Source organism: Kribbella steppae, assembly GCF_004342025.1.
Taxonomy (GTDB): Bacteria; Actinomycetota; Actinomycetes; order Propionibacteriales; family Kribbellaceae; genus Kribbella; species Kribbella steppae.
In genome coordinates this window covers 653,009-668,481 of record NZ_SLWN01000001.1, presented here as the reverse complement: position 1 = coordinate 668,481, position 15,473 = coordinate 653,009, and the positions used below count along the sequence as shown (strand labels likewise).

Here is a 15,473-nt window from a genome sequence, read left to right as displayed (position 1 = left end):
TATCCCTGAACAGATGAGGGGGGATGGATGACTGATCACGAGGTTCGGATCGCGCTGGTTCTGAACGGCGGGGTCAGCCTGGCCGTCTGGATGGGTGGGGTGACGCACGAGCTGGATCTGATCCGGCGCGCGTCCGGCCCGAATGGCTCACCACCGTCGCAGCCGTACGACGAGGTGCTCGCGGACCGGTGGCGGGAGCTGTGCCACAGCGGTGACGAGCGCCGCCGGGTCGTGGTCGACGTGATCGCCGGGACGAGTGCCGGTGGGCTGAACGGATCGTTGCTGGCGACCGCGATCTCGAACGGCTCGACTCTCGATCCTGATGGCGAGCACGGGCCGTGGCTGCGGCAGAAGTGGGTCGGGCTGGGATCGCTCGAGGTCGGGAAGCTGGTGCCGTCGGCCGCCGCCAAACCGAGCTCGGTGCTGGATGGTGGGTACTTCCTGAAGGAGCTCGACACCCTGATCAAAGGGGTCGCCGAGGCCGGTGAGTCGTCGGCCGGGGAGGCGGTCACGCTGTTCGTCACTGCCTCCGGGCTGGGCGTTCAGCAGTTCGAGGCGACGGACGCTGCTGGGCAGTGTTTCGTGGTGCCGGACCACCGGTACCTGTTCCGCTTCACCAGCGAGCAGACCGCGACGTACGACGGTCTCAACCGGAAATTCTCGGTCCTTCCGAAGAACGAGTTGACGAACACCAAGCTGCTCGCCCTCGCAGCCCGCGCGTCCGCGTCGTTCCCGGCCGCGTTCGCTCCGGTCCAGGAGACGCCCAGGCTTGCTGATTCACCGCCCCGGCTGCAGCCCACGACCGCCGCCCCCGGTGCCTGGCTGGTGGACGGCGGCGTGCTCGACAACGCTCCGTTCGGGCCGGTGCTCGACGTGGTCGCCCGTCGTCCCGTGGCCGGCCGAGCGAGTCGCTATGTGCTGTACGTCGTACCGTCCGCGGGCGTCGGCCGTGAGGAAACCCAGGTGGGCTCCGGTGCGCCGGGCTGGCGGAAGGCGGCGTTGTCCGCCGTGCAGTTCCCGCGCGAGGTGGACTTCCGGTCCGATGTCGAGCAGCTCGAGCGGCTGCTGCTGGAGGCGGACGCGTCCTGGTCCGACAGCCAGCGACTGTTCGATCGGTGCATGGAGCAACCAGTCGAGCGAGACCGGCTGCGGGAGGCGGCGAAGGCGCTGCAGCCGACGTACTCGCGCGGCCGGGCCGCCGGTGAGGTGTGGGAGGCGGTGACGGTCGCGAGTCAGGACCAGACGACCGTTCTCGACGCCGCGTCCGCGCTGTCGGAGTCGGACGTCGACGAGATCCTGGCGACCGACCACCCCTGGGTCCCGGATCCGGACGGCTCGACCGCACCGCTGCACAACGATGCCGACGGCAACCCCAGCTGGCTGTGGGGGACCGGTGCGGCGGAGCGCGTCGTACGGCTCGTGCTGCGTTCGTTGCGGACGAAGCTCGGCAGCGCGGCGGCGGCCGAGCAAGCCGAGCTGGAGCAGCGGTTGCAGGCGACCAGCGACTGCCTGATGAAGACGCAGGCGGTGCGGGACGCGTTGTCCGCGCAATTGGCCGAGGCCGACCTGGAACTGGGCCTACCCGGTGGTGCCGAGGCGGTCGCGGTCGGGCTGAGCGACATCTTCGAGAACCTGCAGGTGCAGCGCGCCCTTGGCGACGCGTTCGCCGGGCTGATCGCGGCTGTCGGCTGGGATCTGGTCGAGACCGCGCTCGAGGTGGAGATCGTGTCGCGGTGCACGTCGGCGCGGACCCCGCAGCAGCGCAGTGCGCCGTTCCAGTTCGTCCGGCTCGGACCGGACGTCCCGCTCACCCTGCTGGACGATCTGCAGGAAGGGTCTGTCGCCAACGCGCTCAAGGACCGGATCCTCTACGGGACGCAGGTCGGGCACTTCGGTGCGTTCGGCGCGGCCGATTGGCGGCGGTGGGACTGGCTGATGGGGCGGCTGCACTGTGTCGCGCACCTCGGCGCCATGCTCGGCGCCGATGAGGACTGGATCCGCGAAACGCAGCGGCAGGTGCTGCTGGCCGAGGACTGGAAGATCGACAAGGTCGCCGAGCGGGTGCAGCGGCTGGCCGACGACTTCCGGGACGCCAGCGTGCTGTCCGCGCTGACGACCATGCGCGACGAATTGAACCAGTCGGCCGAGGGCCGGGCGACGACGAAGGGCTTGGCCGATCGGATGGTCCAGGTCTCCGATGGGCTCGGCAAGCAGCCGGGGGATTGGATCAAGGCCGTCGCGGGCCGGAAGGACCAGCCGGGATCGTGGCTGCTGCGGACCGCACGCTGGTTCACCGAACCGGCCCGGACCACCGTCTGGGAACGGCTGGTGCGGAGCCCGAAGCTGACGCCGGCCAAGCATCCGTTGATCTTCCGGCCCTGGTTGCCGGTGGCAGCGATCGGGCTGGGCGTCGCCCTACTGGTCGTCGCCGGGATCGTCGACGTGGCCGCCGTACGGATCATCGCTGCGCTGCTCGCCGGACTCGCGCTGGCCGCCGGCGCTGTGCTCGGTGTGGTGATCTGGTACGTCGGACAGGTCCGGGAGCGGATCCAGAAGTGGATCGTGGCGAAGATCCCGGACTTCAGTCCAGAGTCACGAAATCGATGAGTTCCTCGACCCGGCCGAGCAGCGTCGGCTCGAGGTCGGCGTAGCTGGTCACCTTCGACAGGATGTGCTTCCAGGCCGCGGCCACATCGGCCTGGTCGGTTGCGGGCCAGCCGAAGGTCTGCAGCACACCCTTCTTCCAGTCCTGGCCGTGCGGGATCTTCGGCCACGCCTTGATGCCGACCGACGACGGCTTGACCGCCTCCCAGATGTCGATGAACGGGTGGCCGACGACCAGCACGTGCCTGTTCGTCACCTGCGCGGCGATCGTGGACTCCTTGGAGCCGTCGACCAGGTGGTCCACGAGTACGCCGAGCCGGCGGCCCGGACCGGGCTGGAACCGGTTGACGATCCCGGGCAGATCGTCGACACCTTCGAGGTACTCGACCACGACGCCCTCGATCCGCAGGTCGTCACCCCACACCTTCTCGACCAGTTCGGCGTCGTGCCGGCCCTCGACGTAGATCCGGCTGGCCCGCGCCACCTTCGCCCGGACGTTGTCCACCGCCACCGAGCCGGACGCCGTCCGGGTCTTCTTCGCCGGACCGGCCTTCTTCGGTGGCTTCAGGCTGACCGGCTTGCCGTCCAGCCAGAACCCCGGCCCGAGCGGGTACGTCTTGATCTTGCCGAACCGGTCCTCGAGATCGACCACGCCGTGCTCCCACCGGACCACCGCGCCGACGAAGCCCGAACTCGGCTCCTCGACGACCATGCCCTTCTCGAGCTCCACCTCGACGGTCCGCCCGTTCTTGGGCTTCCGCCAGTCCCCGGACAGCACGTCGTTCCCATACCGATCAGCCACCGCACAACCGTATGTCGTGAACGCCGTCTGACCGGTCAGCCACACGCCAGCGGCGCAGCCCCGCAATTGCCGGGGGCCGAGACAGGAAACGGTGGGCTGAGACAGGGTATTTCCTGTCTCAGCCCACCGAACGGTGTCTCAACCTCACCAGAGGTCGTGGGGCGTCGTACTCAGAACATGGGAGCGGCGTGGGTCGGGTTGGATTGGCGCGACGGGGAGGCGATGGTGAGAGCCAGGTAGGTGAGGAGACCGACCACCAGGCCGACCGCCCAGGAGTAGTCGTACAGGGGTTTGAGGAGCGGGATCAGACCGTCGGCGGGGAACGGGCCGGCGCCGGGGTTGGAGTAGGCGCCGCCGACCGCGAGCAGCGAGCCGAACAGGGTGGCGACGACGGCACGCCAGTTCCAGCCGGCGGTGTACCAGTACCGGCCGCCGGGTTGGTAGAGGTCGGCCAAGTAGAGGTTGGTGCGGTCGAGCAGCCAGTAGCCCGCGATCAGTACGCCGGCCACCGACGCGAGCAGGCCGCCGTAGAAGGACAACCAGACGAAGATGTAGATCTCCGGGTCGGAAATCAGCCGCCACGGCTGGATCACCACGCCGATCACGCCGGTGAGCAGACCCGCGGTGCGGAAGTTCAGCCAGCGCGGGACGGCGTTGGCGAAGTCGTACGACGGACTGACCACGTTGGCGGCCACGTTGCACGACATCGTCGCCAGGATCGCCATGATCAGGCCGATCGTGACGACCGCCGGGTTCTCGAACCGGCGGGTCAGCTCGACCGGGTCCCAGATCGCCTCGCCGTACAGCAGCACGGTGCCCGAGGTGGTGATGATCGAGACCAGCGCGATGAACGACATCGTCGTCGGCAGGCCGATGATCTGGCCCCACACCTGCTGGCGCTGGCCCTTCCCGAAGCGGGTGAAGTCCGGCATGTTCAGGCTCAGCGTCGCCCAGAAGGCGATCATGCCCATCAGTGCCGGCGCGAAGATCTTCCAGAAGTCCGCGTCCCAGCCGAGTTTCGACGGCTGGTCCAGGATCGGGCCGAGCCCGCCGGCCTTGACCAGGATCGCGATCATCAGCGCCAGGAACGCGACCGTGACCAGCGGTGCGGCCCAGTTCTCGAACCGTCGCAGCCCTTCGATCCCGCGGAAAATCAGCGCCATCTGGATCACCCAGAAGAACGCGAAGCTCAGCCACTGCGTCCACGGGTGCCCGCCGATCGCGGACGCGTTGGTCCAGCCGTCCCCGGCCAGCTCGCCGACGATCACGTAGATCGCCTGGCCGCCGATCCAGGTCTGGATGCCGAACCAGCCGCAGGCGATGAATGCCCGCAGCAACGCCGGGAAGTTCGCCCCGCGGACGCCGTAGAAGGCGCGCGCGAAAACCGGGAACGGGATGCCGTACTTCGTCCCCGCGTGACTGTTCAGCAGCAGCGGCATGAGGACGATCAGGTTCCCGAGCGTGATGGTGATGAACGCCTGCAACCAGTTCATCCCGAGCGCGACCAGACCGGCGGCGAGCAGATAGCTGGGGATGTTGTGCGCCATCCCCATCCACAGAGCCGCGTAGTTGTACGTCGTCCAGTGCCGTTCGGGCAAGCGGGTCGGCGCCAGTTCCGCGTTCCCGTAGGGGCTGTTCGCCACCGCCTCCGGATCGGTCAGCTCGACCCGTCCGTCGGCATGCACGGTCTGCTCAGTTGTGGCCATCTGTCCCACCACCTCATCCGGTCAAGGACGTTGCCCGCAACGAAGTTGCGGGTCTGCGCTTCGGAACAAGTTGCGCTCTCCGTTGACGTTCTGTCAACGGATAACTACCGACGACCAGGCAATGGTGCGCCTTCAGGCAGCTCAGCCGGGGCCGAGCAGTGGGAGGGTGGGTCGGCGGGGAGTGCCGAGGGCTTCGTAGCCGCGCTTGATCGCGTCCTGCAGATGCTCGAGCGGCCAGGGCCAGTCGTCGGTGTGCTTGAGCGCGTCGTCGAGCGAGGTCCCGGCGTGGTGCAAACCGGAGATCGTGTTGGCGACGGTGCCGAGGTCGCCGGCCTGTGCACGGACGAACTCGGCATCGACGACCGCGCCGTGACCGGGAACGACCTTCGAGGTGTCGGACAGCAGGCCGATCACGCGGTCGATGGTGTCGGGCCATTCGAGCGGGAAGGAATCCTGGCCGTACGACGGTGGCGCCGACTCCTCGATCAGGTCGCCGACGAAGTACACGTCCACATCCGGTACGACGACCAGCGTGTCGCCGGAGGTGTGTGCGTTGCCGAGGTGCAGCAACTCGACCCGGCGGTCGCCCAGGTCGATCACCTTCGCGACCGCGAACGTCGTACCGTCGAGGTTCTCCTCGGCGGCGGCGTTCTCGTGCAGGTAGACGGTGGCGTCGGTGAAGACGCTGTTGCCGACCACGTGGTCGAAGTGGGCGTGGGTGTTCACCACCCAGCGGACCGGGGCGTCGGTGACTTCGCTGATGTGCTGCGCGAGCTCCTCGGCCTGCTCGGTGGTGGCGCGGGTGTCGATCACCAACGCGCCGTCGGTGCCGACGACCAGGCCGACGTTGAGGTCCCATTCGTCGTACCGGCGGACCCAGCAACGATCTCCGACCTCGGTCCACGTGCTCATGGCTTCGACCCTACTTGCTGAGCACGTCCCCGCTGATGACCTGGTCCCGCTCGACGCCGCGGAGCAGCAGTCCGACGTTCTCGCCGGCGTTCGCGCTCTTGACCGTCTTGCGGAACATCTCGATGCCGGTCACCTCGGTCTGCAGGATCGGCGTACCGGCTCGGCTGAGCAGCACCTGGTCGCCCACCGCGACCGTACCCGCGGTCACCCGGCCGGTGACGATCGTGCCCCGGCCGGTGATCGAGAACACGTCCTCGACGGTCATCCCGAACCCATCCGGCGGCCGGTTGTCCTGCGGCCGCGTCCCGGGGAAGGTGTTCGCCGGCGGACCGCTGTCTCGCTTCCAGAACTTCCATCCCATACCGCCGACCCTAGCGATCCCGAAGGCCTATCCAGAGGACGGAATCCCACTTGAAGGCCGGTCGGGCGGGGCCTACTGTCGCGGTGGCGGTCCCGCAATCTTTCCGAGCTCGGTACCGAAACTTTCGAAGGGCGGACGGCGTGACGAGACGACGTGCACTGGTGGTCCGAGGTGGCTGGGAAGGGCACTCCCCGGTCGAGGCGACCGAGTTGTTCATCCCCTATCTGCGGGAGAGCGGCTACGAGGTCACCGTCTCCGACACGACCGAGAGCTACCTCGACCTGGACGGCACCGACCTGGTCTTGCAATGCGTCACCATGAGCCAGATCGAGCCCGAGCACTTCAAGGGCCTGGACGCGGCGATCCGCAAGGGCACCGGGCTCGCCGGCTGGCACGGCGGCATCTGCGACTCGTTCCGGAACAACGCCGACTACAGCTTCATCACCGGCGGTCAGTTCATCTCGCACCCGCACGGGTTCACCGACTACCGGGTCGACATCGTCGCCGAGCACCCGATCGTCGAGGGCATCACGCACTTCGACGTGCACACCGAGCAGTACTACGTGCACTACGACCCGACGAACACCGTGCTGGCGACCACCACGTTCCGCTCGCACCCGGACTACCCGTGGATCGAGGGCGCCGTGATGCCGGCCGTCTGGACCCGGACCTGGGGTGCGGGCAAGGTCTTCGTCTGCACCGTCGGCCACAAGCTGGACGATCTCGAAGTACCCGAGGTCCGGACCATCATCGAGCGGGGGCTGCTGTGGGCGAGCAAGTGACGCGGGTCGGCATCGTCGGTACCGGGGTCATCTCCGGCACGTATCTCGACCACCTGGCCAAGCTGCCCGGTGTCGATGTGGTCGCGGTCGCCGACCTCGACGTCAGCCGCGCCCAGGCGATCGCCGACAGGAACCCTGCGATCCGCGCGTTGTCGCCCGACGACCTGTACGCCGCGGACGACGTCGACATCGTGCTCAACCTGACCATCCCGGCCGCGCACGCGGCGGTTCACCAGGCTGCTCTCGAGGCGGGCAAGCACGTGTACGGCGAGAAGCCGCTGGCCGTGGACCGTGCCGAGGCCGAGCCGCTGCTGAAGTACGCCGGCGCCAACAACCTGCGCGTCGGCTGTGCGCCCGACACCGTGCTCGGCACCGGCACCCAGACCGCCCGCGTCGCCATCGACCGCGGCGACATCGGCGTACCGACCGCCGCGACCGCGTCCTTCGTCACGCCCGGCCATGAGCTGTGGCACCCGGCGCCGGAGTTCTACTACCAGCCCGGCGGCGGTCCGGTGCTCGACATGGGCCCGTACTACGTGACGAGCCTGGTCACCCTCCTCGGTCCGGTACGACGGGTCACCGCGCGTGCTGGGCAGTCGCAGCAGCAGCGGAAGATCCACACCGGTCCGCGAGCCGGGGAGACGTTCCCGGTCCAGGTGCCGACGCACGTGACCGGCGTACTGGAGCACGAGTCCGGAGCGCTGACCACGCTGCTGATGTCGTTCGACGTCTGGGCCGCGCGGCTGCCGCGGATCGAGGTGTACGGGACCGAGGGCAGTCTGTCGGTACCGGACCCGAACGGCTTCGACGGCAAGGTGGAGATCGCCACCGCCACGAACCGTGACTGGTCCGAACTCCCAGTAGCCGGCGGGTACGCCGGAGCCGGCCGGGGCGTCGGAGTCGCGGACATGGCCCGCGCGCTCCGCAACGGCGAGCCGCACCGGGCCGACGGCGCGCTGGCCTACCACGTGCTCGACGTACTCGAATCCGTGCTGGAAGCGGCCGTCCAGGATCAGCCGGTGGACGTCGCGAGTACGGTCGACCGACCCGCCGCCGTACCGTTGGGTGCGTCTCCCGAAAGCGCCTGAGACCCGTCCCACGCCGCTTGCTGGCGCTAGCGGCTACTACGGCTCGGTAGACTGGCACTCGGATCATTTGAGTGCCAAGGGTCCGCTGACTGCCGACGGTCGATGGCGAGAGAGGGTGTGCGCGTGCTGGACGAACGCAAGCTGGATGTTCTCCGCGCCATCGTCGAGGACTACGTGGCGACACACGAGCCGGTCGGCTCGAAGACGCTGGTGGACCGGCACAACCTCGGAGTGTCTCCGGCGACCGTGCGCAACGACATGGCCGCGCTGGAGGAGGAGGGGTACATCACCCAGCCGCACACCAGCGCCGGCCGGATCCCGACCGATGCCGGCTACCGGCTGTTCGTGGACAAGCTGAGCACGGTCAAGACCCTGACCGCGGCCGAGAAGAAGGCGATCACCTCCTTCCTGGCCGGCGCGGTCGACCTGGACGACGTCGTACGCCGTACGGTCCGGCTGCTCGCCCAGATCACCCGGCAGGTCGCGATCGTGCAGTACCCGTCGCTGAACCGGTCGAGCGTGCGGCACATCGAGGTGGTCACGATGACACCGCGCCGCCTGCTCCTGGTGCTGATCACCAGCAGCGGCCGGGTCGAGCAGCGGATCGTCGAGCCGCCGCACGACGTCGACGAGCAGCTGATCGCGGACCTGCGGTCCCGGCTGAACACCGCGCTGGCCGGACAGCGGCTGAGCGACGCGACCACGTCCCTGGTCGCGGTCAGCGATCTGTTCGCCCCGGCAGACCGCCCGCTGGTGGCGGCGATCGTGACGACGCTGCTGGAGACGTTCACCGACGAGGTCGGCGAGCAGCGGATCGCGGTCGGCGGCGCGGCCAACCTGACCCGGTACGGCGACGACTTCGAGCGCAACGTGAAGCCGGTGCTGGAGGCGCTGGAGGAGCACGTCATCCTGCTGAAGCTGCTCGGTGAGGCGACCAACCCGCAGACCCTGACGGTCCGCATCGGGCACGAGAACCCGTACGAGGAACTGGCCACCACGTCGGTGGTCGCGACCGGGTACGGGTCCAAGTCGGAGGCGCTGGCCACGCTCGGCATCGTCGGCCCGACCCACATGGACTATCCGAGCACGATGGGCGCCGTACGCGCCGTCGCGCGCTACGTCAGCCAAATCCTGGCCGACACCTAGGAGGGGGTGTCTGATGGTCCAACGCCTACTGCGCGGCACTCGGCACGGCATCTCGCCGCACTGGAGCAAAGGCCACGATGGAAAAGCATCGAGGCCTTCACTCCAGCACGCCGAGCTACCGCACCGAGCACCGCTCGCTACGGCGCTGGACCATCAGACACCCCCTACACCACCAACCCCCTGGTCTGGAGTATGAGCACCGATTACTACGCCGTCCTGGGCGTCAGCCGTGACGCTTCACCGGACGAGATCAAGAAGGCGTACCGCAAGCTGGCCCGCCAGTACCACCCGGACGTGAACGACTCCGAGGACGCGCACCACAAGTTCCAGGAGATCGGCCGGGCCTTCCAGGTGCTGAGCGACCCGCAGAAGCGGCAGATGCACGATCTCGGCGGCGACCCGTTCGCGACCGCAGGTGCAGGACCGGGCGGTGCCGGATTCGGCCAGGCCTTCACCTTCACCGACATCATGGACGCCTTCTTCGGCCAGACCGGCGGGGCCACCCGCGGGCCGCGGCCGCGGACCCGGCGCGGCCAGGACGCGCTGATCCCGCTGCGGATCGACCTGGCCGAGGCTGCCTTCGGCACCACCCGGGAGCTGAAGGTGGACACCGCCGTCCTGTGCCCGACCTGTTCGGGGTCCGGTGCGGCGGCCGGTTCCGAGCCGGTCACCTGCGAGATCTGCCACGGCCGCGGCGAGGTCACCCACACCCAGCGCTCGTTCCTCGGCGAGGTGCGGACGATGCGGCCGTGCCCGAACTGCCGCGGCTTCGGCACGACCATCCCGAGTCCGTGTGTCGAGTGCTCCGGCGACGGCCGGGTCCGGTCCCGTCGTACCGTCACCGTGAAGATCCCCGGCGGCGTCGACACCGGCACCCGGGTCCAGCTGTCCGGCCAGGGCGAGGTCGGCCCCGGCGGCGGTCCGGCCGGTGACCTGTACGTCGAGATCGAGGTCGAGCAGCACGACATCTTCACCCGCAACGGCGACGACCTGCACTGCACGGTCACCCTGCCGATGACGGCGGCGGCGCTCGGTACGACGATCGACCTGCCGACGCTGGAGGGCGAGACGACCCCGCTGGAGATCCGGCCGGGCACCCAGTCCGGTATGGCGATGACGTTGACCGCTCTTGGTGTCCCGCGACTGCGGCACGCGGGTCGTGGTGACCTGATCGTCCAGGTGATCGTCGAGACCCCGACCAAGCTGGACGACGCGCAGGCCGACCTGTTGAGGCAGCTGGCCGGCATCCGCGGCGAGGAGCGCCCCCAGGGCCAGGTCCAAGCCGCCCACAAGGGCGTCTTCGGCCGCCTTCGCGACGCCTTCGGCGCCCACTAGATGGGCGTCGCGGTCTTCTTCGCGGAAGACCTGTCCGGTGACGAGGTGACGCTGGACGGCCCGGAGGGCCGGCATGCGGCGGTGGTGCGCAGGATCGGTCCCGGCGAGCGGATTCGGCTGACTGATGGGCGTGGGGCGTATGCCGACGGGGCTGTGACAGCTGCGTCGAAGGCTGGGGTGACTGTTGCTGTCGACAACCGTGGGACGGTGCCGGCGAGCAGCCCGCGGTTGGTCGTCGTACAGGCGTTGCCGAAGGGGGAGCGGGCCGAGTTGGCGGTCGAGATGCTGACCGAGGTCGGCGCGGACGTGATCGTGCCGTGGAACGCGGAGCGGAGTCAGTTCCGCAGCAACCCGGAGCGGTCCGCGAAGACCCTGGCGAAATGGCAGGCATGGGCGTTCGAGGCGAGCAAGCAGTCCCGCCGGAGCTGGTTCGCCGAGGTGGCCCCGATCGCCACCACCGCGGAGGTCGCGCGCCTGGTGGCCGACGCTGCGCTGCCCGTCGTACTGCACGAAGAAGCGAAGGCCCCGCTGGCGGGCTTGGATTTGCCCGAGGCCGGGGACATCGTGATGGTGATCGGCCCCGAAGGCGGCATCTCACCGGCCGAGCTGGAGGCCTTCGACGTTGAGCCGGTCCGCCTCGGCGAGACCGTGCTGCGAACCTCGACCGCCGGCGTCGCCGCCGCGTCAGCCCTGCTCGCCCGCTCGCGCTGGAGCTAGCCGCGGAGCGCGCGTTGTCCTTCCTATTCCGGACCTGAGGGCGCGGATCCTTACACAGCCCGAACACACCGGGGATCGTTTTCGAACGCCGGGCGGGGAGAGTCAGTCCTGTCCGGCGACGTGCCGGGTTCGTCGAGAGCGAGGAGTGGCGAGATGCGCAGGTCCCGCGGCATGGCTTGGGGTACGTCGGCCGTCCTACTGCTGAGTGGTCTGGTCGGAGGTACGACGGTCGCGGCGGCCGATCCTGGGGAGACACCGACCCCGACGCCGACCTATGGGCCGATCACCTTGAGCGCGGAGGAGTCCCAGCGGCTGTGTGCCGAGGTGCTGCCGAAGCTGATCGCGCGCCGGGAGAAGCTGGCGACCAGGATCAACGGTGGGGCCGACGTGAAGGGTTCGGTGGCGTGGCTGAAGGCCCGGGCGGTGAAGCAGCGGGCGAAGGGGCACGAGAAGGTCGCCACCCAGCTCGAGAAGCGGGCCGAGCGCAGGGCCGGACGGCTTGAGCAGCTCGGCAAGATCAAGGGCGAGCTCGAGGCGTTCAAGACCAAGCACTGCCAGGTGGTGAAGTGATGCGGAGCCTGGTCGCGCTGATCGGGACCGCCGGGCTGGTCGTCAGCCTGGCCGCCTGCGGGGGCTCCGCCGAACAACCTGCCGGTCCGCAGCCCGCGGCTCCGGCCGGCGCGGGCCAACAGGCGGGGTCGCCCGAGCAGGGGCAGGCGGGGACGCCCGGCCAGGAGCTGGCGGGGATCGGGTCTACCCTGGACGCCATTGATTCGGAGCTGGCATCGGACGGCTCTCCCTGAGCAGGCACTCCCCAGGAGCAACATGATGGGCGCACCCGGTCGCGGACTGGTGCTGGTGGTGGAGGACGAGGCCGCGATCGCCGAGGTGATCACGCTCTACCTGCGGCGGGACGGGTACGCCGTCCACGTCGAGACCGATGGCGATGCGGCGCTGGCGGCGTGGCGGCGGCTGCGGCCGGTCGCGGTGATCCTCGACATCGGGCTGCCGGGCCGGGACGGTGCGGACGTCTGCCGCACGATCCGCGCCGCCGAGGACTGGACTCCGATCCTGTTCGTCACCGCCCGCGACGACGAGGTGGATCGCCTGCTCGGCCTGGAGCTGGGCGCCGACGACTACATCACCAAGCCCTTCAGCCCGCGGGAACTCGCATTGCGCGTGCGGACTGTGCTGCGCCGCAGCGGCGGTGCGGTTCCGGCCGGGGAGGTGCTCAGCGTCGGCGGTGTACGGGTCGATGTGAGCCGTCGGCGAGCCTGGGCCGACGACGCGGAGGTGTCGCTGACGTCCACGGAGTTCGACTTGCTCGCGCAGCTGTTCCGTCGGCCGGGCCGGGTCTTCGAACGCGATGAGCTCCTCAGCTCGGTCTGGGGATACCAGAGCTCGGCCGGCACCCGGACCGTCGATGTACACATCGCCCAGCTCCGCGCCAAGCTCGGCCCGTCCAGCCCTATCCGCACTGTGCGCGGCGTCGGGTACGCCGCCGACCTCGACCGATGACGACAGGCAGACGGGGGTCGTTGGCGACCCGAGTGGTGCTGGTGTGTGTGGCGGTGGCCGGGGTCGCCGTACTCGTGGCCGGTCTGGTGATGGCCGGCCTGGCTCGGCGTTCTGCGCAAGGCGTGCTGCAGGACTCACTGGCCGCGCAGGCCGACGTACTGGCCAGCCAGGTGGACGAGCGCGGGCTGGGCTCGCGAGCGGTCGGGCTGGGGCGCGCCGCCGAAGTGGTCCGCGGGCAGGGCATCGTCGTGGTGATTCTGTTGCCTCGTCGCGGTATCCAGCCCACCGACCGGCGGTCCACCGACGCGGCGACGGCGGCCGGCCTGACCGGGATCAACGGCGGGCAGCGGATCTCCACGAAGGTGTCCGTGAACGGCCAGGAATACCTGGTCGAGGCCAGAGGAGTAGGCCCGCAGTCGGGATTCGCGTTGGTCGAGCCGTTGCGGATTCCGGACAGCGCCCAGCGGATCCTGGTCCGGAACATCCTGCTCGCGTTGGGTGCCGGACTTCTGGTGGCTGCGTTGGCCGGTGGGCTCCTGGGTCGACTGCTCGCTCGTCCACTGCGCCGTACGGCGGATGTCGCGGGGGCAATGCGGCAAGGACGACGGGATCTGCACGTCCCGGTCGAAGGACCGGCTGAGGTCGCCGAGGTGGCCGAGGCCGTCAACGAACTGTCGATCGCCTTGCAGCACAGCGAGGAGCGGCAGCGCGAGTTCCTGCTCTCGGTCTCGCATGAGCTCCGTACGCCGCTGACGTCCGTCCATGGGTTCGCCGAATCGATCGCGGACGGTGTCGTCACCGGGCCGGAAGCCCAGCGTGCCGGCCAGGTGATTCAGCGGGAGTCGCAGCGGCTCGAGCGTCTGGTCAGTGATCTGCTCGACCTGGCTCGAGTCGGCGCGGACCAGTTCCGGCTCGACGTGGCCGAAGTGGATCTCCGGGAGACGATCAGCGCCTGTGCGGAGGTCTGGCGGGTGCGGTGCGAGCGTCAAGGCGTGCACTTCCGGCTCGAACTGCCGCCGTCACCGGCGGTGGCGACCACCGATGCCCGGCGGATCCGTCAGGTTCTGGACGGACTGGCCGAGAACGCGCTGCGCGTGACCCCGGCTGGTTCGCAGCTGACCCTGGCACTGGATTCCACCCGGCCGGGGACGGTGGCGCTCCAGGTCCGTGACGGCGGTCCAGGACTCGCACCCGAGGACTACGCGGTGGCCTTCGAGCGCGGTGTACTCCATGAGAAGTACCGCGGCCGCCGCCCGGTGGGATCCGGAATCGGCCTGGCGCTGGCCTTCGGTCTGGTCTCCAGACTCGGCGGCACCATGACCGCCGGCCCCGCCCCCGAAGGCGGCGCCACCTTCACCGTCTGGTTACCGGCTACTTGACGAACACGGTCTTGGAGTCGGTGTCGCTGATGGAGCCGTCGGCGTCGGAGATCAGGTAGGCCTCGATTCGCCACTGGCCGGGTTGCAGCTTGAGGGGGACGGCGAACGGTGAGAAGGCCTGACCTTCCTTGGTGGTGGTGAAGTCGGCCTGGGTTGCACGGGTTTTCAGGTTGGTGGCGCGCCAGTTCACCGTGCCCTCGAAGGCGGCCGCGATTCCGGTCACGGTGAGCGGGCTCTTGGTGACCTGGCCGTCGGTCAGGTTGTCGATCCACACCAGTGCCTGGACCTTGCTCGCCTCTGCGCGGCTGAACGGGCGCGAGGTGTCGATGTGCCCGAAGAGGAGGCCGCCGGCCCTGCCTTGCTGGGTGACCTGGACGCGGTCGCGGGCGTTGTTCATGGCGCCCTGGACCGTGTAGACGAGCTGTTGGGTCGCGATGGTGGCGGCAGCTTCGTCCAGCTCTGTCTGCGGGAGCTGTTTGAAGTCGACCGTCACGACGTCGCCGGCGCGGGTCACCGAGCTCACCTGGGCGCCGCGCCAGGCGGAGTAGTAGTCGGGGTCGCCGGCGTCCTTCGACGTCATGATCCGGACCGCCTCGAACGCGGGCCGGCCGTGGACGATCTTGCTCCACGTGCGGTACAGCCGGACGGTCGGGTCGGCCGTCGTCGTACCGACCTTTTCGCCGAGCCAGTAGACCGGTACGGCGGCACTCCGCACCGTCTCAGGTATGCCCCGGACGGAGGGGGCAGCGGTGGTCTTGGGGGACGACGTGGGGGGCTGCGTCGCCGCCGAGGGCGCCGGGGTCGGGGCGGGGGCGGTCGTCGGGATCGTTGACGACGGGGCTCCGGTGGCGCTGGTCGTCGTACCCGGGCTGCCGGCCAACTGGTCGTCACCCGCGGTTTTGGCGCTGTCGTCGAGGACGGCGAAGGCGCCGATGGCCGCGGCGGTACCGATCGCGGCCGCACCGGCGGTGAGCACCCACGGACGGCGGGTGGCCGGGCGGCGCTGGGCGCGGGCACGGGCCTGGATCTCGGGCAGGGCGTCGGCCGGTTCGATCCGGTCCGCCTCGTTGGCCAGGGCCTGGCGCATCAGGTCGTCGAACGGGTCGTTCGGGTGGTCACTCAT

Annotated in this window: 15 protein-coding genes; 10 read left to right on the top strand and 5 right to left on the bottom strand. The window is 69.3% G+C overall.

Features of this window, described 5'->3' with window-relative positions; genetic code table 11:
• Positions 1-27: 27 nt before the first annotated feature.
• Positions 28-2,607 carry a DUF3376 domain-containing protein gene (locus tag EV652_RS03055; protein ID WP_132207377.1) on the top strand — a complete coding sequence of 860 codons (2,580 nt, stop codon included), beginning with the start codon at positions 28-30 and terminating at the stop codon, positions 2,605-2,607.
• Here the strand turns inward: EV652_RS03055 and EV652_RS03050 are convergent.
• From EV652_RS03050 to EV652_RS03035, 4 genes are all read right to left on the bottom strand, one after another.
• Positions 2,582-3,406: a DUF3097 domain-containing protein gene (locus EV652_RS03050; RefSeq protein WP_132207376.1), complete on the bottom strand. Its 825-nt coding sequence runs from the start codon at positions 3,404-3,406 to the stop codon at positions 2,582-2,584. The two genes, EV652_RS03055 and EV652_RS03050, sit on opposite strands and share 26 nt — an antisense overlap.
• Positions 3,407-3,576: 170 nt before the next feature.
• Positions 3,577-5,112 carry an NCS1 family nucleobase:cation symporter-1 gene (locus tag EV652_RS03045; RefSeq protein WP_132207375.1) on the bottom strand — a complete coding sequence of 512 codons (1,536 nt, stop codon included), beginning with the start codon at positions 5,110-5,112 and terminating at the stop codon, positions 3,577-3,579.
• 141 nt (positions 5,113-5,253) lie between these two features.
• Complete coding sequence (locus EV652_RS03040; protein WP_132207374.1) at positions 5,254-6,024, bottom strand: MBL fold metallo-hydrolase; 771 nt, start codon at positions 6,022-6,024, stop codon at positions 5,254-5,256.
• A gap of 10 nt (positions 6,025-6,034) precedes the next feature.
• Positions 6,035-6,385 carry an EF-Tu/IF-2/RF-3 family GTPase gene (locus EV652_RS03035; RefSeq protein WP_132207373.1) on the bottom strand — a complete coding sequence of 117 codons (351 nt, stop codon included), beginning with the start codon at positions 6,383-6,385 and terminating at the stop codon, positions 6,035-6,037.
• 140 nt (positions 6,386-6,525) lie between these two features.
• Between EV652_RS03035 and EV652_RS03030 the strand changes: the two genes are divergently transcribed.
• From EV652_RS03030 to EV652_RS02990, 9 genes are all read left to right on the top strand, one after another.
• Positions 6,526-7,167: a ThuA domain-containing protein gene (locus EV652_RS03030; protein ID WP_242001516.1), complete on the top strand. Its 642-nt coding sequence runs from the start codon at positions 6,526-6,528 to the stop codon at positions 7,165-7,167.
• Positions 7,152-8,255, top strand: coding sequence for a Gfo/Idh/MocA family protein (locus EV652_RS03025; RefSeq protein WP_132207372.1), 1,104 nt, complete (start codon positions 7,152-7,154; stop codon positions 8,253-8,255). Before EV652_RS03030 ends, EV652_RS03025 begins: the two co-directional genes overlap by 16 nt.
• A 123-nt stretch (positions 8,256-8,378) precedes the next feature.
• On the top strand, positions 8,379-9,401 hold the full coding sequence (hrcA, locus tag EV652_RS03020) for a heat-inducible transcriptional repressor HrcA (protein WP_132207371.1): 1,023 nt from the start codon (positions 8,379-8,381) through the stop codon (positions 9,399-9,401).
• Between the two features lie 192 nt (positions 9,402-9,593).
• A complete protein-coding gene (dnaJ, locus tag EV652_RS03015; protein ID WP_132207370.1) occupies positions 9,594-10,736 on the top strand; it encodes a molecular chaperone DnaJ in 1,143 nt (380 codons plus the stop codon).
• Positions 10,737-11,453: a 16S rRNA (uracil(1498)-N(3))-methyltransferase gene (locus tag EV652_RS03010; protein ID WP_132207369.1), complete on the top strand. Its 717-nt coding sequence runs from the start codon at positions 10,737-10,739 to the stop codon at positions 11,451-11,453.
• A 153-nt stretch (positions 11,454-11,606) separates the two neighbouring features.
• Positions 11,607-12,023, top strand: a complete 417-nt coding sequence (locus tag EV652_RS03005; RefSeq protein WP_132207368.1) for a hypothetical protein — start codon at positions 11,607-11,609, stop codon at positions 12,021-12,023.
• Entirely contained in the window at positions 12,023-12,256 is a 234-nt protein-coding gene (locus EV652_RS03000) for a hypothetical protein (protein ID WP_132207367.1), read from the top strand. Before EV652_RS03005 ends, EV652_RS03000 begins: the two co-directional genes overlap by 1 nt.
• 22 nt (positions 12,257-12,278) lie before the next feature.
• Positions 12,279-12,971, top strand: a complete 693-nt coding sequence (locus EV652_RS02995; RefSeq protein WP_439649032.1) for a response regulator — start codon at positions 12,279-12,281, stop codon at positions 12,969-12,971.
• The gene (locus tag EV652_RS02990; RefSeq protein ID WP_132207366.1) at positions 12,968-14,350 is read left to right on the top strand and encodes a sensor histidine kinase; all 1,383 of its coding nucleotides are present in this window, start codon (positions 12,968-12,970) and stop codon (positions 14,348-14,350) included. Before EV652_RS02995 ends, EV652_RS02990 begins: the two co-directional genes overlap by 4 nt.
• Here EV652_RS02990 and EV652_RS02985 read toward each other — a convergent pair.
• Positions 14,343-15,473, bottom strand: coding sequence for a Gmad2 immunoglobulin-like domain-containing protein (locus EV652_RS02985; RefSeq protein ID WP_132207365.1), 1,131 nt, complete (start codon positions 15,471-15,473; stop codon positions 14,343-14,345). The genes EV652_RS02990 and EV652_RS02985 overlap by 8 nt on opposite strands.